General features: G+C 75.2%; 18 protein-coding genes. 13 read left to right on the forward strand and 5 right to left on the reverse strand.

The window, feature by feature from the left end; translation table 11 throughout:
- A partial coding sequence (locus ACZ63H_RS36240) for an adenosylhomocysteinase (protein ID WP_351034276.1) occupies positions 1-95 on the forward strand: 95 nt, incomplete at its 5' end.
- Between the two features lie 55 nt (positions 96-150).
- Here ACZ63H_RS36240 and ACZ63H_RS36245 read toward each other — a convergent pair.
- Entirely contained in the window at positions 151-549 is a 399-nt protein-coding gene (locus tag ACZ63H_RS36245; protein ID WP_469872504.1) for a winged helix-turn-helix transcriptional regulator, read from the reverse strand.
- A gap of 211 nt (positions 550-760) precedes the next feature.
- On the opposite strand from ACZ63H_RS36245, the gene ACZ63H_RS36250 reads away from it, so the two are divergent.
- Positions 761-1,801: a LacI family DNA-binding transcriptional regulator gene (locus ACZ63H_RS36250; protein ID WP_469872506.1), complete on the forward strand. Its 1,041-nt coding sequence runs from the start codon at positions 761-763 to the stop codon at positions 1,799-1,801.
- A 37-nt stretch (positions 1,802-1,838) separates the two neighbouring features.
- On the opposite strand, the gene ACZ63H_RS36255 is transcribed toward ACZ63H_RS36250, so the two are convergent.
- Entirely contained in the window at positions 1,839-2,579 is a 741-nt protein-coding gene (locus ACZ63H_RS36255) for a class I SAM-dependent methyltransferase (RefSeq protein WP_469872508.1), read from the reverse strand.
- A gap of 419 nt (positions 2,580-2,998) precedes the next feature.
- Here ACZ63H_RS36255 and ACZ63H_RS36260 point away from each other — a divergent pair, with 419 nt between their 5' ends.
- The 5 genes from ACZ63H_RS36260 to ACZ63H_RS36280 all read left to right on the forward strand — a co-directional run bounded on the left by ACZ63H_RS36260 (position 2,999) and on the right by ACZ63H_RS36280 (position 8,258).
- Positions 2,999-3,571: a dihydrofolate reductase family protein gene (locus ACZ63H_RS36260; protein WP_469872510.1), complete on the forward strand. Its 573-nt coding sequence runs from the start codon at positions 2,999-3,001 to the stop codon at positions 3,569-3,571.
- A 172-nt stretch (positions 3,572-3,743) separates the two neighbouring features.
- Positions 3,744-4,508 (forward strand): SDR family oxidoreductase, encoded by a 765-nt coding sequence (locus ACZ63H_RS36265; RefSeq protein WP_469872511.1) that lies wholly within the window; start codon positions 3,744-3,746, stop codon positions 4,506-4,508.
- A gap of 845 nt (positions 4,509-5,353) precedes the next feature.
- Positions 5,354-5,782 carry a hypothetical protein gene (locus tag ACZ63H_RS36270; protein WP_469872513.1) on the forward strand — a complete coding sequence of 143 codons (429 nt, stop codon included), beginning with the start codon at positions 5,354-5,356 and terminating at the stop codon, positions 5,780-5,782.
- A gap of 293 nt (positions 5,783-6,075) precedes the next feature.
- Positions 6,076-7,038 carry a zinc-binding dehydrogenase gene (locus ACZ63H_RS36275; RefSeq protein ID WP_469872515.1) on the forward strand — a complete coding sequence of 321 codons (963 nt, stop codon included), beginning with the start codon at positions 6,076-6,078 and terminating at the stop codon, positions 7,036-7,038.
- A gap of 152 nt (positions 7,039-7,190) precedes the next feature.
- Positions 7,191-8,258: an L-histidine N(alpha)-methyltransferase gene (locus ACZ63H_RS36280; RefSeq protein WP_469872517.1), complete on the forward strand. Its 1,068-nt coding sequence runs from the start codon at positions 7,191-7,193 to the stop codon at positions 8,256-8,258.
- 61 nt (positions 8,259-8,319) lie between these two features.
- Here the strand turns inward: ACZ63H_RS36280 and ACZ63H_RS36285 are convergent, their stop codons facing one another.
- Positions 8,320-8,706: an ArsR/SmtB family transcription factor gene (locus tag ACZ63H_RS36285; RefSeq protein WP_469872519.1), complete on the reverse strand. Its 387-nt coding sequence runs from the start codon at positions 8,704-8,706 to the stop codon at positions 8,320-8,322.
- Between the two features lie 135 nt (positions 8,707-8,841).
- On the opposite strand from ACZ63H_RS36285, the gene ACZ63H_RS36290 reads away from it, so the two are divergent.
- Positions 8,842-10,833: a heavy metal translocating P-type ATPase gene (locus tag ACZ63H_RS36290; RefSeq protein WP_469872521.1), complete on the forward strand. Its 1,992-nt coding sequence runs from the start codon at positions 8,842-8,844 to the stop codon at positions 10,831-10,833.
- A 243-nt stretch (positions 10,834-11,076) separates the two neighbouring features.
- On the opposite strand, the gene ACZ63H_RS36295 is transcribed toward ACZ63H_RS36290, so the two are convergent.
- Positions 11,077-12,765: a hypothetical protein gene (locus ACZ63H_RS36295; RefSeq protein ID WP_469872523.1), complete on the reverse strand. Its 1,689-nt coding sequence runs from the start codon at positions 12,763-12,765 to the stop codon at positions 11,077-11,079.
- Positions 12,766-12,991: 226 nt separating this feature from the next.
- On the opposite strand from ACZ63H_RS36295, the gene ACZ63H_RS36300 reads away from it, so the two are divergent.
- Positions 12,992-14,548: a sodium:solute symporter gene (locus ACZ63H_RS36300; RefSeq protein ID WP_469872535.1), complete on the forward strand. Its 1,557-nt coding sequence runs from the start codon at positions 12,992-12,994 to the stop codon at positions 14,546-14,548.
- Positions 14,549-14,632: 84 nt separating this feature from the next.
- Positions 14,633-15,802 carry an anhydro-N-acetylmuramic acid kinase gene (locus ACZ63H_RS36305; RefSeq protein ID WP_469872525.1) on the forward strand — a complete coding sequence of 390 codons (1,170 nt, stop codon included), beginning with the start codon at positions 14,633-14,635 and terminating at the stop codon, positions 15,800-15,802.
- Positions 15,803-15,913: 111 nt separating this feature from the next.
- Here the strand turns inward: ACZ63H_RS36305 and ACZ63H_RS36310 are convergent, their stop codons facing one another.
- Entirely contained in the window at positions 15,914-16,222 is a 309-nt protein-coding gene (locus tag ACZ63H_RS36310; RefSeq protein WP_469872527.1) for a hypothetical protein, read from the reverse strand.
- Positions 16,223-16,885: 663 nt separating this feature from the next.
- Between ACZ63H_RS36310 and ACZ63H_RS36315 the strand changes: the two genes are divergently transcribed.
- The 3 genes from ACZ63H_RS36315 (at position 16,886) to bdeA (ending at position 20,470) form a co-directional block, all read left to right on the forward strand.
- The gene (locus ACZ63H_RS36315) at positions 16,886-17,449 is read left to right on the forward strand and encodes an AMIN-like domain-containing (lipo)protein (protein WP_469872529.1); all 564 of its coding nucleotides are present in this window, start codon (positions 16,886-16,888) and stop codon (positions 17,447-17,449) included.
- A gap of 345 nt (positions 17,450-17,794) precedes the next feature.
- A complete protein-coding gene (locus tag ACZ63H_RS36320; protein ID WP_469872531.1) occupies positions 17,795-19,024 on the forward strand; it encodes a cytochrome P450 family protein in 1,230 nt (409 codons plus the stop codon).
- Between the two features lie 516 nt (positions 19,025-19,540).
- Positions 19,541-20,470, forward strand: a complete 930-nt coding sequence (bdeA, locus tag ACZ63H_RS36325) for a bis(hydroxyethyl) terephthalate hydrolase (RefSeq protein WP_469872533.1) — start codon at positions 19,541-19,543, stop codon at positions 20,468-20,470.
- The last annotated feature ends 121 nt before the right edge of the window (positions 20,471-20,591 follow it).

The following is a 20,591-nucleotide window of genomic DNA, read 5'->3' on the forward strand; positions in this document are numbered from 1 at the left end:
TCGGCGTGAAGCTGACCACGCTGCGTCCGGAGCAGGCGGCGTACATCGGTGTGGACGTCGACGGCCCGTACAAGCCGGACCACTACCGCTACTGACACCCCGTCACCGCGGCGGCCCCGCCCGCCCGGCGCCCCGCGGCGGCCCGGCCCGTCAGACGGCGTCCGCCGTCCGCCCCTCGGTGGCGTCGTAGGCGGCGCGGGACCGGGCGATGGCGGAACGGTGGCGCTCGGCCCAGTCCACCAGCCCGGTCAGCGAGGCGTACAACTCGCGGGCCATGGGTGTCAGGCCGTACTCCACCCGGGGCGGCACGGTCGGGTACACGGTGCGCACGAGCAGCCCGTCCCGCTCCAGCCGGCGCAGATTGAGCGTGAGCATGCGCCGGCTGATGCCGCTGACGGCACGCTCGATCTCGGTGAAGCGGAGCGGTCCGTGGGCGGCGGCGATCAGGATGCCGATGCTCCACTTGCCCGCCACATGGTCGAGCACCTCGGTGACCGGACAGGCCTCGACCTGCATGGCCTCGGCAAGACGGGTCGTACTCCGCGACATCGATGTGCCTCCTTGCGCCGGGTGTGCCCACGTTACCGAAGCCGGCCGCCGCGGCCTATCGCGCGCCCGGGGGAGGACGCGGTTCCGCGACGGTGCCCGTCCTGCCCGTCGCCACCGGGAAGGACGGCGGCGGGGGCGGGTGCGCGAGGTGCGCCCCGGTCAGGGAGAGCGCTCTACCGGCCGGGGCCGGCGGGCCGTTAGGGTGCGGGGCATGAGCAGACAGGCCCCGACCCTGGAGGACGTCGCCCGGGAGGCCGGCGTCTCCCGGGCCACCGTCTCCCGGGTCGTCAACGGCGTACGCAACGTGGACCCGGCGATCCAGGAAGTGGTCCGCCAGGCCATCCGGCGCACCGGGTACGCGCCCAACCGGGCCGCCCGTGCCCTGGTGACCCGGCGGGCCGAGACCGTGGCGCTGGTGGTCTCCGGCGCCGGGGACCCCGCCGAGGAGGCCCAAGCGGCGTTCGCCGCCCGGGTGTTCGCCGATCCCTTCTTCGGACGGGTGGTCGCGGGCATCGTCGGCCACCTCCGCCCGCGCTCCGTCCACCCGGTGCTGATGTTCGCCGAGTCCGCCGCCGCCCGCGAGGAGGTGCTGACCTACCTCAGACAGGGACGGGCCGACGGCGCGCTGGTGGTCTCCAGCCATGCGGACGACCCGCTGCCCGCGCTCCTCGCCGACGCCGGGCTGCCCGCCGTCCTCTTCGCCCGCCCCGCCCGTCCCGTCCCGCTCAGCCATGTCGACCTGGCCCACCGGGACGGCGGCCGGCTCGCCGCCGAGCACCTGCTCGCCCGGGGCTGCCGCCGCCCGGCCACCCTCTCCGGACCGCTCGCGGTCCCCGCCGGCCGGGAACGGCTGGCGGGCTTCCGCGACGCCCTCGCCCGGCGGGGCCACGCCCGCGTCCCCGTCGCAGAGGGCGGCTTCACCCACGCCAGCGGAGTCGCGGCCATGACCGCTCTCCTCGCCTCACACCCGGAGGTGGACGGGGTGTTCGCGGCCAACGACCTCATGGCCCGCGGCGCCTGCCAGGTGCTGCGGGAAAACGGCCGGCGGATACCCGAGGACGTCGCGGTCGTCGGCTTCGACGACTCCGCGGCCGCCGTCGACCGGCACCCCCACCTGACCACCGTGCGCCAGCCCGTGGAGGACATGGCCGCCGAGATGGCCCGCCTCCTGGACGCACACATCCACGGCACTCGCATCGCGCCCGCGTCGGTCGTGTTCGCCCCGGAACTGGTCGTACGGGAGTCGGCCTGACCGGCCCCCGCCGCGGCACGGCGGTCCTCCCGCGGGGTCACGCGTGGGTGGCGAGGATCATGTACGGCGCGGTCCGCCGCTCCGCCCCTCCCGCCGGGGATCCGGGGGCGTCGGCGGGGAGCGTCGGCAACTCGACGGCGGGGGGCGGGAATCCGGCGTCGGACAGGAAGCGCCGGTACCGGTCGAGGGAGCGGTGGTACGTGGCGCTCGTCATCGTCCCGCCGTCGCGCAGCCGCAGCAGCGTGGGCACGGTGTCACCGTCGTCGTAGACCGCGCCCGGCTCCCCGTGGCGCAGCGTGGAGAAGGACACGCCGGTCGCCGCCGGGTTGAGGTCGGCCAGGAGATACGGCGCACCGGGGCGCAGCACCCGGCGGATCTCGGCGGTCAGGGCGGCCAGCCGGCCGTCGTCCGGGTCGGTGCAGTACACGAGGCAGCACACGGCGGCATCGACGCTGTCGTCGGCGATCCAGTCCAGGCCGCGGCCGTCGAACAGCCGGTAGGAGACCCGGGGGTGAGGGCGGTCCGCGCGGGCGATGCGGAGCATGTCGGCCGAGGGGTCGAGGCCCTGGACCGCCCACTCCCCGGCGTGCGCGAGCCGCGCCGCGACCGCGCCGGTGCCGCACCCGACGTCCAGGGCCAGCCGGCCGGGCCCGGCGCTCCCCGCGAGCCGGCCGAGCACGGCGGGGAAGATCAGCTGTTCGGCCAGCCGCATGTCACGGTCCCGGTAGGCGTCGGCCGCGGTGGTGGTGTCCCAGCCGAGCGGGTCTTCGTCGGTCAACAGCGGTCCCTCCTGCGGTGGAACGGGCCGGACGGGTGAAGCGGCGCGCGTCCGGTGGCAGCCTGGCACACGACGGCGCCGGGCGGTTCCACGGCCGGGCGGATTCCCCCGTCGGCGCGTCCCGCAGGCGGACGTTGACGGGCGGGGGAAGGGGCCGCGGCCGGTCGCCGACCCGGTGTGCCCGCTCCCTCGAAGCCCTGCCGGAGAAGCCCTGGCAGGCCCTCGGGGACGGCGCCGGGCACGCGCGCGGGATCGGCAGCGGCCGTTCCGGCCCGGAGGCCCGCACGGCGACATCCCGGTGAGACGGCCGGCGGCCGATGAGTTTTCGCGTGACTCACGGTCAGAGATCACGCATGATGTGCCGCGGCCGTCCTGACCCGTCGGCCGGCACACCGATCACGAGATACCGAGGAACCCGCATGCGCACCCTGATCAGCACCGCCTTCGTCTCGCTCGACGGTGTCGTGGAGGCCCCGGGAGGTGAGCCGGGATACCGGAACTCGGGATGGACCTTCAAGGACGTCGAGTTCCTGCCCGAGGCCTTCGAGATCAAGGGCCGGGAGCAGGGAGAGGCCACCGCGATGCTGCTGGGCCGGGTCAGCTACCAGGCGTTCAGCCCCGTGTGGCCCGACATGGCGGACTTCGCGGACTACAAGGCGATGCCGAAGTACGTCGTGTCCACCACCCTCACCGAGGACGACCTGGTGCCGAACTGGGGCGAGACGACGATCCTGCGCTCGCTCGACGAGGTCGCCGCGCTGAAGGCCACCGAGGGCGGCCCGATCATCGTGCACGGCAGCGCCGCCCTGAACCGGGCACTGTCCGACGCCGGCCTGATCGACCGCTACCACCTGCTCGTCTTCCCGCTCCTGCTCGGCGCCGGGAAGCGCCTGTTCAGCGCCACGGACAAGGACGCCCAGAAGCTGCGGCTGGTCGAGCACGAGGCCTACGCCAACGGCGTCCAGAAGAACGTCTTCGACGTCGTCCGCTGACCCGCCCGCCCCGGGCGGCGGCCGGACCCGGGAGACGCGCCGCCACGCGCCCCCGGGCCCCGCGCCGCCGCCGTCTTGCGCCGGGCCGCCCGCCGGGCGAGCGTGGACGAGGGCCGACGGCCAGGGCACCCGCCGTATCCGTCGGACAGCGGACCAGCGAACGGAGAGAGCGATGAGGATCGTGGTCGTCGGCGGTACCGGACTCATCGGCTCGCAGGTGGTCGCGCTCGTGCGCGACCGCGGTCACGAGGCCGTGCCGGCCTCGCCCTCCACGGGCGTCGACACCGTCACCGGCCGGGGCCTGGCCGAGGCGCTCGACGGCGCGGACGTGGTGGTGGACGTCTCGAACTCCCCGTCCTTCGACGCCGAGCCCGCGCTGGACTTCTTCACCCGATCGGCACGGCACCTGAGCGAAGCCGAGAGGCAGGCCGGTGTCCGCCACCACGTGACGCTCTCCATCGTCGGCGTCGACCAGGTGCCCGGCTACGGCTACTACCGGGCCAAGGTCGCCCAGGAGGAGGCCGTGCGGGACGGCGGGGTCCCCTTCAGCATCGTGCGTGCCACCCAGTTCTTCGAGTTCGTCGCCCCGGTGATGGACATGTCGACCGAGGAGGGCCAAGTGCGCCTGCCGTCCATCCGGCTGCGCCCGATGGCCTCCGCCGACGTCGCCTCCGCCGTCGCCGGGACGGCCCTGGGCGAACCGTCGTACGGCGTGCGCGACATCGTCGGCCCCGAGGTCTACCGCCTCGACCGGCTCGGTGAGATCACGCTGGAGGCGCGGCCGGACGGCCGCAGCGTGGTCACCGACGAGTCCGCCGGCCTGTTCGCGGGCATGCCGGACGGGGCGCTCATCGGCGACGACACCGCGCACCGCGCGACCACCCGCTACGAGGACTGGCTCCGGGGGAGCCGGGCGGCGGACCCTTCCGGTCGCTGAGCACCCGCCGATCCCGGCAGGGGGCGGGAACGCGCGCCGTCGACAGCGGCACACCCCGGAACGCTCCCGAGCGGAGGGCCGGCCGCATGTCGCACCACCTCGGCGGCCCCCCACTCACCCACGACGCCCGGTTCGGCCTGACCGCCCGCGACGTCCCGCTCCCCTCCGCAGACCGGCTGACGGCATCGGGCACCGCCCCGTCCGGTGGTGCCTCCGCGGTACCCCTCGCGGGTGCATGCGGGCAAAAGTGCCGATACCGTCGGATTCACGGACCAGCAGGCCCCAGAGGCCGCCTGGCGGTCGACGGAGGCCCGTTCGACGGTGGACGGCCCGGCCCGGCTGCCAGGCCAGTCAGGGAGACAGGCATGAGCCGAGCCAAGCGCAGGCCCAGCGGCACCTTCCGCGGACGGATGGCACCCGGGCAGGACGGCGTTTCCGGCCCCTCCGCGAAGACCGGGCCGACCGGCCGCCGGCGCGCGGTGCCGCCGGAAGAGCCCGGGCCGATACCCGACGACGGGCCGTCCCCGCCGCCCGAGCGGTCCGGCCGAGCGGGCGGCTCGCGGGAACCGGCACCGGTGCGCCCCGCACCCGCGGGACACGCCGCGCCCGGAGGGCCACCCGAACCACCGCGACCGTCCGGATCCCCGCGACCACCGGAATCACCCGGACCGCCCAAGCCACCGGAACCATCCGCGCCGCACGCGCCGCACGCGTCCGCCGCTGCCGGCCGGTCCGGCCCGGTGTCCGGAGCCTGGGCGCGGCGGGTACCGCGCGGTGGGCCGCCCGCGCGTCCCGGCCGGCGGCCGATACGGCTGCGTCTGGAGGAGGCCGACCCCTGGACGACGATGGTGACGAGCTTCCTCCTGCTGGCCGGGCTCGGTGTGCTCGTGGTCGCCACGGCGGGCGTGTCCTGGATCATGGTGAACGCCGTGGCCCCGGACGTCCTGCCCACCTTCGGCACCTTCCTGGCCGTGGCGGTCGGCGTCGTCATCGTGGAAGTCGTCCTGGGCACGGGCCTGATGACACTGGGCGCCTTCCTCTACAACCTGTCGGCGCTGTACAGCGGCGGCGTCGAGATAGCCGTGACCGAGGCCCTGACCGCACCGGCCCCAACCGCCACCAGAGCCCTGCTGCTGATGACCCGCGTCCGCCGCCGTCCGGGTACCTCCGGCAGCGGCGGCGTCCGTCCCCCGCAGGACCGACGCGACACCGGGGAACCCCGCGCCGAGGGCGAGGGCCTGGACACCCCGGAGGGCGTCTCCGACCCGACCTGACCGCCGCACGGCGGCGATGCGGACGCCTCGCCCCGGAAGTCCGCGACGGCTCGGCGGCGGACCAGCGGACACAGCGCGAGCCGGTCCTCGTCCAGTCCCTCCACGGCCGATTGCCGACAGGAAGACGTGGTTTCCCGGCCACGCCCTGGCCGAAATGGCCGGTTGTCGCCGCCCGCCTCGGCCCGGCGGGCGGGTGCGTCACGTACCGTCCGAGGACGGTGCCGCCGTCCCGGTCCGCCGCCCGCGGCCGTCGCGGCCGTGCCCCCGTCCGTCCACCGGCCCGAGGAGCAGAGATGAAAGCCGTCGTGATCAGGACGTTCGGCGACCCCGGCGGACTGGAGGTCGTCGACGTGCCCGTGCCCGTGCCCGCCCCGGGGCAGGTGCGGATCGCCACGGAGGCGATCGGGGTGGGCGGCGTGGACGCCGTGATCCGGCGGGGAACGCTCGCGGCCCACGGGTTCCGCGCGGGCCATCTCCTCGGCAGCGAGGTCGCGGGAAGGGTCACCGAGGTGGGGGAGGGCGTCGACGCCTCGTGGATCGGGCGGCGGGTGTGGGCGTTCACCGGCCTGTCCGGTGGGTACGCCGAGCAGGCCGTCGCCGCGGTCGAGGACGTCCTCACGCTGCCCGAGGGCCTGACCGGCGCCGACGCGGTGACGCTCGGCGGCTCCGGAGTGGTCGCCCATTACGCCCTGGAACGCGCCCGTCCCGCGCCCGGTGAGACGGTGCTCGTGCGGGGCGCCGCGGGCAGTATCGGCATCACGGCGGTCCAGCTCGCGGCCAGGCGCGGCGCGGGTGCCGTGGCGGTCACCACCGCATCGGCGGAACGCGGCGACCGCCTGCGCGACCTGGGCGCGACCCATGTCCTCGACCGCTCCGGCGAGGGCGGCCCGGACGCGCCGGCGGGCTTCGACGTGGTGATCGATGTCGTGGCCGGCCCCGGGCTTCCGCTTTTCCTGGACAGACTGAACCCCAACGGGCGGTTCGTGGCCGTCGGTGTGGTCGGCGGGCCGCCGCCGGCGGACTTCGGCACGCGGCTGATCGACGGCTTCCGCAGGTCGCTGTCGTTCGCCACCTTCAGCTCCGACACCGTGCCCCGCCCCGACCGGCAGGCCGTGCGGTCGTCCCAGTTCGCCGATGCCGCGCACGGCGGCCTGCGCACGGTCGTGCACGAGGTGCTGCCCCTCGGCCAGGCGGCACTGGCCCACCGGGAGATGGACGCGGGCAGGGTGTTCGGCAGGATCGTGCTGGTCCCCTGAGCCGGTCGGGCACGGCGTCCGCGGCGACCCCACGAGCTGCCACCGACGGCGAAGTGGGGTATCAATTGACTTCATACCCAATATCCCTTTTGTCGGAATGCTTTCCGGGTGGCACCCCCCTTCGGGGACTCATCGCCGACGAGGAGAACGGGATGACGGAGTCACGCATCGCGGCGCCGGTCACTGAGGTCGAGCTGCCATCGGCCGGCGATGGCACGTCCGGCACGCCGGAGGAGGAGCTTCGGGCCGGGCTCACCGCGCCCGCTGCGACACGGCACCGCAGGATCCCGTCGCTCTTCGGCTACGACGAGACCGGCTCGCGGCTCTTCGAGGAGATCACGCGGCTGCCCGACTACTACCCGCCCCGGGCCGAACGGTGGCTGCTGACCGAGCACGGCGACGATCTGGTGGGCCTGGCGCGACCGGCCGAGTTGGTGGACCTCGGGGCGGGCAGCGCGCGCAAGTCCGAGATCCTGCTCGCGGCCATGGACAGGCGCGGCCTGCTGCGGGCGTACACGGGCGTGGACGTCAGCCCCGAGCCGATGCGGCAAGCGGCCGGCCGCATCCGGCGGCGCTGGCCGGGAGCCCGGGTCACCGCCGTGCACGGCGACTTCCTGGCGGCCCTGCCCTGGCTGCGCCGGGCGGAGCGGGTCGCCGTCGGGCATGGCGCCGCGGGCGACGGCACGGGCGGCCGGCTCCTGGCGCTGCTCGGCAACACGCTCGGCAACCTGTCCGAAGCCGAGCGGGCGCGCTTCCTGCGGGCCGTGCGCGCCGGCTGCGCCCTGAACGACCACCTGCTCGTCTGCGTGGACCTGAACGAACCCGTCGAGGCCGTGCGGCGTGCCTACGGAGCCGGGTACACCGGGCCGCGCCCCGTCCGCCGGATGTTCGCGCTGAACACCCTGCTCCACCTCAACCGCCGCTACGGCGCCGACTTCGACGTCGACGCCTTCGAGCCGGAACTCGCCTACGACGCCGCGCGGCGCGAGGTGCTCGGCGGCATCCGCAGTCTGCGGCGGCAGCGGGTGACGCTGCCCCGGCTGGGGCTGACGGTGGACTTCGACGCCGGCGAGCTGCTCCTGCACGACGTGGTGCGCAAGTTCACGGTGGACGACATCGTGCGCGCGCTCGGCGCGCACGGGCTGCGCTGCCGGCGGCACTGGGTCGAGGAGGAGTGCGGCTACGGGGCCTTCCTCTTCGACGTCCCGTCCGGCGCCTGAAGAGTCGCCACGGCGAACACGGCGAACACGGCGAGCCGGCGCGAGCGCCGGCGGACGGGCGCTAGCGCACCCCGGTCGCCGCGGTCGCCGTCGGGGTGGTGTCGCGCAGGCCGAGGCGCAGGTGTTCGACGTGGTAGAGGGCCTGTTCCAGGAGTTCGGCCACGTGGTTGTCGTAGAGGGCGTAGATGACCGAGCGGCCCCGGCGTTCCCCGGCGACCAGGCCGAGGTTGCGCAGCAGGCGCAGCTGGTGGGAGCAGGCGGACTGTTCCATGCCGACGGCCTCGGCCAGCTCGGTCGCCGCGCACGGGCCCTCCTGGAGGCGGGCCAGGATCCGCAGCCGGGACGGCGTCGCCAGGGCCTGGAGGGTCGCGGCCACGTCGGCGGCGCCCACGGTCTCCAGGCGCTGGCGCGCGGTGGCGGTGGTCTTGGCGTCAACTCCGTGGCCCATGCCCTCATCCTACGGAGGCGGGCGGGGCCGGGCGCGAATACATGAATAGGTCTTCATTTGATCCTGTACGGTGGGGGAGCGGCACCGCCCCGTGCGGAACGCTGCCTCCTCGTGCCCCCGTGAAGGACTCTGCCGATGACCTCCGCACTCGCCCCGGCCCCGGCCGGCCGCGCGGCGCCCGCGCCCGGCGGGGCCGCCCCCCGGCGCCGTACCCCCTTCCTCTCCCTGCCCGAGGCCCGCTGGGCCGCCGCGGCCACCGTCTGCTTCCTGCTCGCGCTGCCCCTCCACCTGACCGGCGCCCCCGCCTGGCTCTGGGGCCCGCTGTACGCGCTCACCTACGCGGCCGGCGGCTGGGAGCCCGGCTGGGCGGGCCTGCGCGCCCTCAAGGAGAGGAACCTCGACGTCGACCTGCTGATGGTCGTGGCCGCGCTCGGAGCGGCGGCGATCGGGCAGGTCATGGACGGCGCGCTGCTGATCGTCATCTTCACCACCTCCGGCGCGCTGGAGGCCCTGGCCACCGCCCGCACCGCCGACTCCGTGCGCGGACTGCTCGACCTCGCGCCCGCCACGGCGACGCGCCTCGGCGCGGACGACGGCGAGGAGACCGTCCCCGTGGCGGACCTCACCGTCGGCGACGTCGTCCTGGTGCGGCCCGGGGAACGCCTGGGCGCCGACGGGCGGGTGCTCGACGGGCGCAGCGACGTCGACCAGGCGACCATCACCGGCGAACCGCTTCCGGTGACCAAGGAACGGGGCGACGAGGTCTTCGCCGGGACCCTCAACGGCACCGGCGCCCTGCGCGTCCGCGTGGAACGGGACGCGTCCGACACGGTCATCGCCAGGATCGTGCGCATGGTCGAGGAGGCCTCGGAGACCAAGGCGCCGACGCAGCTGTTCATCGAGAAGGTCGAACAGCGCTACTCGCTGGGCATGGTGGCGGCCACCCTCGCGGTGTTCCTCGTCCCCCTCGCCCTCGGCGACGACCTCACCGGCGCGCTGCTGCGGGCCATGACCTTCATGATCGTCGCCTCGCCGTGCGCGGTGGTGCTGGCCACCATGCCGCCGCTGCTGTCGGCCGTCGCCAACGCCGGCCGGCACGGCGTCCTCGTCAAGTCCGCCGTGGTGATGGAGCGACTGGGACAGGTGGACGCGGTGGCGTTCGACAAGACCGGCACGCTCACCGAGGGCACCCCGCGCGTCACCGAGGTACGGCCGCTGACCGGCTCCGGCGTCGACGCGGACGCGCTGCTGCGCCTCGCGGCCGCCGCCGAGCGCCCGAGCGAGCATCCGCTGGCGCGGGCCGTCGTGGACGCGGCACGGGAGCGCGGCACGGACCTGCCGGCGGCGGACGGCTTCGCCTCCACCCCGGGGATCGGTGTCACCGCCACCGGGGACGGGCGGTCGGTCGCGGTCGGCCGGCCCTCCCGGCTGCCGGCCGGGGCCGGCGGGGCGCAGGCCGCCCGGGCGGCGGTCCTGGCCGCCGAACTGGAGGAGGGCGGCCGGACGGCCGTGCTGGTCACGGTGGACGGCAACCCGGCGGGCCTGCTCGGCATCGCCGACCGGCTCCGCCCGGACGCGGCGCGCGCCGTCGCCGCCCTGGCCTCCCGCACCGGCACCGCCCCCGTGCTGCTGACCGGCGACAACCCGCGCGCCGCCGCCCGCCTCGCCGCCGAGGTCGGCATCGAGGACGTCCGGGCCGGGCTGCTGCCCGAGGACAAGGTGCGCGCGGTCGGGGAACTGGAGGCCGCCGGCCGCAAGGTGATGGTGGTCGGCGACGGCGTCAACGACGCGCCCGCGCTGGCCGCCGCCCACACCGGCGTCGCCATGGGCCGGGCGGGTTCCGACCTGGCGCTGGAGACCGCCGACGCGGTCGTGGTCCGCGACGAACTCGCCACCGTGCCCGCCGTGATCTCCCTGTCCCGCCGGGCCCGCGCCCTGGTGGTCCAGAACCTCGTCGTCGCCGGGGTCTTCATCGCCGGCCTGGTGGTCTGGGACCTGGCCGGCGACCTGCCGTTGCCGCTCGGCGTCGCGGGCCACGAGGGGTCCACGGTCCTCGTCGGCCTCAACGGGCTGCGGCTGCTGCGCGAGGCCGCCTGGCGGCGAGCCCGTACGGACGCGCCGGGGTGACCCTCACCGCCCGCCCGAGTCCGCCGCGTCCGGGGTACGTCACCCGGGTGCCCCGCGGCGCTCGGCGATGTCGCCGACGCGCGCCCGGAACAGGGCCGACACCGTCCCGGGACCGAGCACTTCGGCATACGCGCGGCCGGTCCCGAGCGTGTGGACGGCGGGCTCGCCCCCTCGCAGTCGGAGGAGGACGGTCCGGGTCGGCCCGGCGCGCCCGGTCCGGCGCCGGTCGCCGGGGGCCGGAGTTCAGCCGGCGCAGCACTCCTGCCGGGACACGGGGGGCGCCGCGGTCTCCAGACGGCAGAAGCAGGACGCCTCCACCGGTACGTCCGCCAGCGCGGCGGCGAGCCTCAGCTGCCTCGCCACGAGCCGGGCCTCGCCCTCCTTGCCGAGCCGTACGAGGCACTCGTGCAGGCCGTGCAGCGCCCACACGTTGTTCGGGTGCTGGAGCGGGCGCGGCAGCGTGTCGTCGAGTCCCAGGTCGGCGCGGTAGACGGCCTCCGCCTCGGCGACGCGGCCCTGTTCGAGGAGGAGGGCGCCGTACGCGTGCCGGGCCGGCTGCATCCACCCCCACGGCTCGTCGTACGCCAGGCCGTCGCTCAGCTCGACCGACCGGCGCAGGGCCGCGAACGCCGCGTCGTACCGGCCCTCGCGGTACTCCAGCTCCCCGTCGAGCATGGCCGCGGCGATCGCCAGGATGTCCGTGCAGGTGTTGTTGAACAGGGTCCGGGTCCCGGGGACCCGGGCGGCCGCGGCGTGGAACAGCCCGCGTTCCCTCCTCGCCTCGTCGGTGCGGCCGAGGGCGCAGAGCGCGACGCCGCGCGCGTAGCGCAGCATGGCCGTGGTCACGCAGTACAGCCGCGCGTCGGCGGGCATCGGCAGGCACAGGATGTCCTCCCAGCGGCCGAAGCGGACGAGCACGTGCACCCGCATCGCGAGGAAGCCCTCCAGCCAGTCGGCCATCGGCGGGCTCTCCACGCGCAGCAACTCCTCGGGCACCGCCGCCTCGAGCCGCTCCGCCGTCTCGACGGCGTCCCGGAAGCGGCCGAGGAACATCGCGCCGTAGATCTTGAAGTGGAGGTTGTGACACCGGTACAGAGTGTAGAAGTTCATCGCGCCGGCCCGGGCGTGGTACTTCTCGTCGGCCGCGATCGCCGCGCTGTTGTCGGAGACGACCCGGCGGTAGTCGCCGCAGAGCACCTCCAGGTGGGACGGCATGTGTTGGAGGTGCCCCGCGTCCGGCACCAGGTCGCGCAGCCGGTCGCCCGCGGCCAGCGCCGCCTCGGGGGTGGGGGACATCTCCATCAGGTGGATGTACAGGTGCAGCAGGCCCGGGTGCCGTGCGCCCGCCTCCGAGGCGAGCGCCCGCTCCAGCACCTCCCGGGCCTCGGCGGTGCGCGCGCCCGGGGCCGGCTCGCCCGTCCGGATGTCCCACAGCTGCCAGGGCGTCAGGCTCATCAGGGCGTCGGCGTACAGGGCGGCCACGTCCGGGTCGTCGGGCGCCAGCCGGTGCACGGCCCGCATGCCGTCGGCGTAGGCGGCGTTCCACACCGGGCCCTCCTCCGCGTCCGGGGTCCCGGCGCGCGGATAGCGGGCGGCCAGCGCGTCGACGAGGGCCCGTTCGACCGGGGTGGCGCCGGCCGCCTTCGCGTGCGCGCGCCGCACGGCGGCGTGCGCACGCTCCACCGTCCGCCCGAGTTCCCGCTCGTCGAAGGCGTCCCATGGCTTGTTGTAGTTGGGGCCGAGCGCGTAGGCCAGCCCCCAGTCGGCCATGGCACAGCCGGGATCCGCCGCGCCGGCGGCCTCGAAGCACCGCACGGCCTCCTCGTGGTTGAAGGCGTACGTCCAGTTCAGCCCGCGGTCGAACCAGGTCTGCGCCTCGGCGGACGACGTCGTCACGGGCCGGCCGTGACTGCCGAGGTCGTAGTCATGCATACGGGCTCCCTCAGGGCCGGCGGTCGCTGCTGCGCGGACACTGCCCCGTCCGCCGGCGGGGAAACGGGTCCGCTCGGCCCGGCAGCCGTCCGGACGAGCGCCGGGGTGCCCCGGCCGCCCCCGGCGCAGCGCCATGCTGACCCCGCCGGGTTGTTGACGACGGCAACGGGTGAAACTACTTTTCACGCATGGATGAAGGCACGAAGGAAACTTTCCTTCCGTGAGCGTGCGTCAGCTCGACCTGCTGGTGGTCGTCGTCTACCTCGTGGCGATCGCCGTGATCGGACTGCGTCTGGCCGGACGGCAGAAGACGGCCAAGGACTACTTCGTCGGCGAAGGCCACATGCCGTGGTGGACCGTCTCCTTCTCCGTCGTGGCCACCGAGACCAGCGTGCTCACCGTCATCAGCCTGCCGGGCGGCGCCTACGGCGGACAGGGCTTCGGCAACGTCGAACTGGCCCTCGGCTACGTCATCGGACGCGTCGTCGTGGCGACCCTGCTCATCCCGCTGTACAAGCGGGGCGGCTTCGTCAGCGCCTACCAGTACCTGGGCGGCAGATTCGGACCGAGGCTCCAGGGACTCGCCTCGGTGACGTTCGTCTTCACCCGGCTGCTCGCCGAAGGCGTCCGGCTGTTCGCCTCCGCCATCCCGATCAAACTGCTGCTCGACGAGTTCGGCGTGCACGCGGGCTACCGCCTCGTCATCATCGTGCTCACGGTGATCACCGTCGTCTACACCTACCTCGGCGGCATCCGCGCGGTCATCTGGACGGACGCCATCCAGATGGGCCTGTACCTGGGCGGCGCCCTCCTCGCCATCGGCGTGCTCGCCGCCCACGTCGGCGGCGACGGCGTCCAGCGCGCCCTGGACGCGGGCCGGTTCCGGCTCTTCGACACCGACTTCGGCCTGGCGCACATCCTCACCAGCCCGTTCGCCCTGCCCACCGCGATCGTCGGCGGCGCCATCTTCGCCATGGCCAGCCACGGCTCCGACCAGCTCATCGTCCAGCGGGTCCTGGCCACCCGCTCCCTGCGCGACGGCCAGAAGGCCATGATCGCGTCCGGTGTCTTCGTCACCCTCCAGTTCGCCGCCTTCTCCCTCGTCGGCGCGCTGCTGTGGTCCTACAACCAGGGCAGGACCTTCCGGGAACTGGGCCTGACCAGCTCCGACAACCTCTACCCGGACTTCATCCTGCACGGACTGCCCGTCGTGGTCTCCGGCCTGCTCGTGGCCGGCATCCTCGGCGCGGCCATGGGCTCGCTGTCCTCCGCGCTCAACTCCATGTCGAACTCGACCGTCGCCGACATCATCCACAGCTTCTTCCGGACCGTGCCCACCGAGGAGTTCCTGCTGCGGCTCGCCCGGCTGACGACCCTGGTGTGGGCGGTGCTGATGGCCCTGTTCGCCTGCGCGTTCAGCACCAGCACCGGCAACGTCTACCTCACCGGCCTGACCATCGCCGGATACACCTACGGCGCGCTCCTCGGCGCGTTCCTCCTCGGGCGGCTCGTCCGGCGGGCGCGCGAGACGGACGCCGTCGTGGCGTTCCTGGCGACGGTCGGCGTCATGACGTACCTCGTGCGCGGCGTCAGGATCGACGTCGGCGTGGACGGCACCACCGTCCCCACCGCGATCGCCGCCCAGTGGCTCGTCCCCCTCGGGGTGGCCGTCACCCTGGCAGTGGGCGGCCTGACCAGCCTCTTCCACCGGGCAGCCCGGAGCGCCCCGGCCCCGTTGGAGGACGGCACCGACCGTACGGCGGCCACCGTCGCCCCCGAGTGACCGGGCCGGCGCCCGGCCATCGCGACGCACCCCGGGAGGAGCCATGCACCAGCCACGGCCGGCAGCGTCCGGCGAGGAGGCGCCGTGCGCGTGATCGGACTGATGTCGGGCACCTCGTTCGACGCCATCGAGGCCGCCGCGGCGGACCTCGCCCTGGACGACGACGCTCTCCTCCTACGGCCCCTCGGACACCTCTCCCTCCCCTACCCGGACGAACTCCGCGATCTCATCGCCGGCGCCCTGCCGCCCGCCGGCACCACCACGCGGACCGTCTGCGTCCTGGACACCGGCATCGGCCAGGCCTTCGCCGGCGCGGCCACGCGCGCCCTGCGCGACCTGTGCGCCGGCCGCGCCGACCTCGTGGTCTCACACGGTCAGACCCTGCACCACTGGGTGGCGGACGGCACGGTCCGCGGCACCCTCCAACTGGGCCAGCCGGCCTGGATCGCCGAGGCGACCGGACTTCCCGTCGTCTCCGACCTGCGCAGCCGGGACGTCGCCGCGGGCGGTCAGGGCGCGCCCCTGGTCGCCCTGACCGACACCCTGCTGCTGTCCGGCCTGCCCGGCACCCCCGCCGCGCTCAACCTCGGAGGCATCGCCAACGTCACCGTCCTCGCGCCCGGCGCCGCACCGCTGGCCTTCGACACCGGCCCCGCCAACGCCCTGCTGGACGCGGCCGTCCACCACTTCACCGACGGCGCCGCCGCCTACGACGAGGACGGTCGCCGGGCCGCCGCCGGCCGGGTCAGCCCCGAACTGCTGCGCGTCCTGCTGGACGACCCCTACTACCGCAGGCCCGCCCCGAAGAGCACCGGCAAGGAACACTTCCACCTGCCCTACCTGCGGCGCGCGCTCGACCGGGTGCCCGGGCCGGCCGCCGCCGACGTCCTGGCCACGCTGACCCGGCTGACCGCCGTCACCGTGGCGGACGCCTGCCGCGCCCACGGCGTCACCCGGCTCGTGGTCTCCGGCGGCGGCACCCGCAACCCGGTGCTGATGCGGATGCTCACCGAGGAACTGCCGGGCGTGCCGCTGTGCCCCAGCGACGACCTCGGTCTGCCGTCGGCCGCCAAGGAGGCGCTGGCCTTCGCCGTCCTCGGCTTCCTCACCGTCCACGGCCTGCCCGGAGCCCTGCCCTCGGGCACCGGCGCGCGCCGCGCCACGGTGCTCGGCAGCATCACTCCCGGCCGGTCACCGCTGCGCCTTCCCGAACCCGCCGCACGGCCACCGCGCCTGCTGCGGATCACCCGCTGACCCGGCCGGCGGTGGAGCGCTGGGAGCCCCGCCCGCCCGGGGATCGTGCCACCCGGGCGGGCGGGGACGAGGCGACCCGCGCGGGGAAGGCCCCGGCGAGGGAGGAGGGGATCAGGCCGGCGGGACACCCCGGGCGGCCGTGTTGCCGGGGTGCGCCGTTGCCGCCGGGGCACCGGTGCCTCGGCCGGGACCGCCGGGCTCGCCGAGGGCGGTGCGATCGGGGCCGGCGGGGAGGGCGGCCCCCGCGGGCGGGCGGCCGGCGTGCGCCTCGGCCGCCCCGGCGCGCTGCCCGGTGCCGAGCTGGCCCGCGAGCCCCAGGGCCAGCACGGCGATCCCCGCGGCGATCGCGGACCTCCGCAGGCGTGCCCGGTCCGGTCCGGGCCGGCAGGCGGGCGCGGCCCGGTCGGTACGGTGTGTCACGTGCTCTCCTTGTGGCGATCCGCGAAAGCGCGGGACGGAACAGGGGTGCGGACGGGCCGGAACGGCCCGCCGGACGCCGGCGGCCCGGAGGGGTTCACGTCCCGGCGCAGCGTGGTGCCGGCGTGCTCGCGGTGCCGTTCGCGGTGAAGCCGAACGTGGTCCCGGCGCCGGGGGAGAGGGCGCCGCCGGAGGCCGTACTGCGGTACGGAAGACCGCCGTGCACGCGCCCGCCGTCGGGACCGGAGTGGTCGGGGCCGGCCGCGGGTGCCGTCGTAGGCCGGCCCGTACCCGTACGGGAACAGCGGGCTCTTGCCGTCGCCGTCGCCGTCGTCGGCGGGCTGCCGCGAGTGGTGCGGTGACAGTCGCATGCGGGTCCTCTCCGGGAGACGGGAGGGACGTGCGGGAGGGTTCCGCACGCAATGGGAGCGCTCCCATCAGGCTCGGTGGGGACTGTAGGGACAGGGCCGTGCCCTGACAAGGTGATCTGCCGAAGGAATTCCGAACCTGCAGGTCACCGGGCGGCGCTCTCCCGCCGAGGAGTCCCAGCAATCGTGAGCAGCGTTCATGACGTCGCGACACGGGTGGGACGGCGGCGGGCAACCGTCCGCCGGACCCGTGTGTCTCACTCCCCGACGGCGTGACACTTCGACCGAGGGGGACTTCATGCGACGGACCGCGGCGGCGCTGGCGGCGCTCGTGCTGGCGGGAAGCGGACTGGGTCTGGCGACGGCCGCCGCCGGCACTGCGACGGCGGCCACCGGCCGTGCGGCGGCCTGCCCGACCGGCTGGGGCAGCGGCGGCAAGGGCGGTGCCGCGGCGGGAGCCGTGCCGCTGGAGAACATACGGACCGGCCGGCACGACTGCTTCGACCGCCTGGTCTTCGACGTGCCCGGCGGCGGCACCCTCGACTACTCCGTGCGCTACGTCGACCGGCTCGCCCAGACGGCCACCGGCGACTACATCCCGGTGGGCGGCGGCGCCGTGCTCGACGTCCGGGTGGGGGCGCCCGCCTACGACCCGGCGAGCGGCGCGGCCACGTACCCGGGGCGGGCCGGCCGGCCCCTCCCCGGCGTGGACATCAGTGGGTACGGCACCTTCCGGGACACCCGGTTCGCCGGCAGTTTCGAGGGCGAGACGCAGATCGGTCTCGGCGTCCGCGCCCGCCTGCCGTTCCGGGTGCTCCAGCTGCCCGACCAGCTCGTGGTCGACGTGGCGCACTCCTGGTAGGACGACCGTCGCGCGGGGTGCGGGCGGGCGGGTGGCCCTCGTCGGCCGTCGGGCGGACGGGCGACCGGACCCCGCCGGCCGTTGCGGGGGCGCGGGCGGACGACTGGACCCCGTGCGGCCCGCCCCCCTGGGACGGGCGGGCCGGGGCCTCGCGGGCGCTGGCGCTGGCGCGGGGTGGCCGGAACCTACCTTTCCGGCGGCCGTAAGGGGCCCCGACCGCCCGCCGACGCCCGCTGCCGGTCACCGGACGGGGGTGACGGCCGTTGCCGCCGGCCTCATCGCGGGTATATGCCCACGGGTACCGACAAAGCGGCACTCGCGGTCGGTGTCGGCCCGGGAGGCACGATGAGCCAGCACCCAGTCCTTCTGCCCTATTCCGACCCCGCCTTCCTGGCGGACCCCTTCCCGCTCTACCGGCGGCTGCGCGAGGAGGGCCCGGTCCGGCGCGCCGTGATCGCCGGCGGCCTGGAAGCCTGGCTGGTCACACGCTACGAGGACGCGCTCGCCGCCCTCGCCGACCCGCGGCTGAGCAGCGATGTCCGCGACGCCTCGGACCCCCGCCTCACCGCCCAACTGCCCCGCTTCGAGCGCGAGTCGATGATGAGCACCATGCTGCGCTCCGACCCGCCCGACCACACCCGGCTGCGCCGCCTGGTCTCGAAGGCGTTCACCGCGCGCCGGGTCACCGCACTGCGGCCGCGCGTCCAGGAGATCACCGACCGGCTGCTCGACGCGGTGGCACCGGCCGGCCACGCCGACCTCGTGGCGGACTTCGCGCTGCCGCTCCCCGTCACCGTCATCGGCGAACTGCTCGGCGTGCCGGCGGACGACCGGGAGGACTTCCAGCGGTGGACCGACGCCATGCTCGTGCGCGGCGAGGGCATGCCCGACCCGGCCGTCGTCGACGAGGCGTGGCAGCGGATGCACGCCTATGTGACGAAGCACCTGGAGACCAAGCGCGCCCGCCCGGGCGACGACCTCCTCAGCGCCCTGATCAGCGCCCACGACGAAGAGCGGCGGCTCAGCCACGACGAGCTGATCGCCATGGTGTTCCTGCTGCTGGTGGCCGGGTACGTCACGACGGTCAACCTGATCGGCGGCGGCATCGCCGCACTGCTCACCCACCCCGCCCAGCTGTCGCTGCTGCGGGAGCGCCCCGAGCTGCTGCCCGACGCCGTCGAGGAGTTCCTGCGCCACGACGGACCGGTCAACCCGGGCATCGCCCGGTTCGCCCGCGAGGACATCGAGATCGCGGGCGTGACCGTCCCGCGCGGGGCCACCGTCGTGATCGCGTCCGCGATCGCCGACCGCGACCCGGCCCGCTTCGCCGACCCCGACCGGCTGGACATCACCCGGGGCGACAGCGGCCACCTCGCCTTCGGGCACGGCATCCACTACTGCCTCGGCGCGCCGCTCGCCCGGCTGGAGGGCCGGATCGCCATCGGAACGGTGCTGCGCCGCCTTTCGGGCCTGGCCCTGGCGGTGCCGCCGGCCGAGCTGCCCTGGCGGCCCGGCGGTCTGCGCGGCCCGGCACGGCTCCCCGTCACGTTCACTCCCGGCGGCCGGACGGCCTGACCCGGTGGGCCCGGGACAGGGGGGCGACCGCGACGGGCCGGATCGTGGCGGGATCGACCGGGGCCGGCCACGGCAACCTGATGGCCGACGGCGCGCCTCCGCCGGCGGGAGCGCGGAGCCGGGCGCCTGACCATGGCGGGCCCGATCACGTTGGGTGCGCTTCGGCGGGTGCGGGTGCGGGTGCGGGTGCGGGTGCGGCGGGCCGGGGTGGCCTGGTCCCCGGTGGTGCGCCGTCGTCGGCAGGGATGCGGCGGCCGGGGCGGCCGGCCTTCGTGCGCCGTCGTGCGCGGGTTCGGCGTGCGGGGTGCCGGGTCCGCCCCTGGGCCGGATCCGTCACGGCACGGCGCGTCCTCACCGGCGGGTGTCCTCACAAGACCGGTGACATTGCCGGTCCGGTCGTGCCGCGCGGCGCCGACAGTGGCACTGCTCACCCCACTGGCGGAGCCCGCCGGCCGGCCCGTGCGTGCCCTCCGGGCCGGACCGGCGGCTCGCCGACGACAGAGAGGACGACTCGTCGTGCAGCACCCGCGCACCACCACCACCGAACCGGCCCGCCGGCCGCGCCCCACCCGTCGTACCGGACGGCTCGCGGCCCTCGCCACGGCGGTCACCGCCGCCGCCGGCCTGACCCTGCTCGGCGGGCCGGCGGCCCACGGTGCGGACAATCCCTACGAGCGCGGCCCGGCGCCCACCGAATCCAGCATCGAGGCGCTCCGCGGCCCGTACTCCGTCGCGGAGACGAGCGTCTCCCGGCTCGCCGTCAGCGGCTTCGGCGGGGGCACCATCTACTACCCGACCAGCACCGCCGACGGCACCTTCGGCGCCGTGGCCGTCTCGCCCGGCTACACCGGCACGCAGTCCTCCATCGCCTGGCTCGGCCCCCGGCTGGCGTCCCAGGGCTTCGTGGTCTTCACCATCGACACGCTGACCACGCTGGACCAGCCCGACTCCCGGGGCAACCAGCTGCTCGCCGCGCTCGACTACCTCACCCAGAGCAGCTCCGTCCGCAACCGCATCGACACGAGCCGCCTCGGAGTCATGGGCCACTCGATGGGCGGCGGCGGCAGCCTGGAGGCCGCGAAGTCCCGTCCCTCGCTCCAGGCGGCGATCCCGCTGACCCCGTGGAACCTCGACAAGACCTGGCCCGAGATCAAGACCCCCACCCTGATCTTCGGCGCCGACGGTGACACGATCGCCCCCGTCGCCACCCACGCCGAGCCCTTCTACAACACGCTCCCCTCGGCCCTCGACCGGGCGTACCTGGAGCTGAACGGCGCCACCCACTTCACGCCCAACACCTCGAACACGACGATCGCGAAGTACAGCATCTCCTGGCTGAAGCGGTTCATCGACGACGACACCCGCTACGAGCAGTTCCTCTGCCCGCTGCCGAGGCCGAGTCTGACCATCGAGGAGTACCGGGGCAACTGCCCGCACACCTCCTGACCGACCGCCCCGGACCCGGGGGGGGGAACCCCCCCCCGGGGGCGGGCCCCGAAGAGGGGCGGGGGGGGCCCCCGGGGGGAGGGGGTGTGTCGGGGGGAGAGGGCAAAAGGGGGGGGGAGGC

The sequence above is a fragment of the Streptomyces sp. NPDC104831 genome, assembly GCF_055583025.1.

Bases quoted from the DNA above. Each gene is read 5' to 3' on its own strand.
- ACZ63H_RS36260 (WP_469872510.1), top strand. From the start codon at position 2,999: ATGCGCACCCTGATCAGCACCGCCTTCGTCTCGCTCGACGGTGTCGTG.
- ACZ63H_RS36290 (WP_469872521.1), top strand. From the start codon at position 8,842: ATGACCTCCGCACTCGCCCCGGCCCCGGCCGGCCGCGCGGCGCCCGCG.
- ACZ63H_RS36315 (WP_469872529.1), top strand. From the start codon at position 16,886: ATGCGACGGACCGCGGCGGCGCTGGCGGCGCTCGTGCTGGCGGGAAGC.
- ACZ63H_RS36285 (WP_469872519.1), bottom strand. From the start codon at position 8,706: ATGGGCCACGGAGTTGACGCCAAGACCACCGCCACCGCGCGCCAGCGC.
- ACZ63H_RS36245 (WP_469872504.1), bottom strand. From the start codon at position 549: ATGTCGCGGAGTACGACCCGTCTTGCCGAGGCCATGCAGGTCGAGGCC.
- ACZ63H_RS36295 (WP_469872523.1), bottom strand. From the start codon at position 12,765: ATGCATGACTACGACCTCGGCAGTCACGGCCGGCCCGTGACGACGTCG.
- ACZ63H_RS36250 (WP_469872506.1), top strand. From the start codon at position 761: ATGAGCAGACAGGCCCCGACCCTGGAGGACGTCGCCCGGGAGGCCGGC.
- ACZ63H_RS36265 (WP_469872511.1), top strand. From the start codon at position 3,744: ATGAGGATCGTGGTCGTCGGCGGTACCGGACTCATCGGCTCGCAGGTG.
- ACZ63H_RS36280 (WP_469872517.1), top strand. From the start codon at position 7,191: ATGACGGAGTCACGCATCGCGGCGCCGGTCACTGAGGTCGAGCTGCCA.
- ACZ63H_RS36275 (WP_469872515.1), top strand. From the start codon at position 6,076: ATGAAAGCCGTCGTGATCAGGACGTTCGGCGACCCCGGCGGACTGGAG.
- ACZ63H_RS36320 (WP_469872531.1), top strand. From the start codon at position 17,795: ATGAGCCAGCACCCAGTCCTTCTGCCCTATTCCGACCCCGCCTTCCTG.
- ACZ63H_RS36270 (WP_469872513.1), top strand. From the start codon at position 5,354: ATGGTGACGAGCTTCCTCCTGCTGGCCGGGCTCGGTGTGCTCGTGGTC.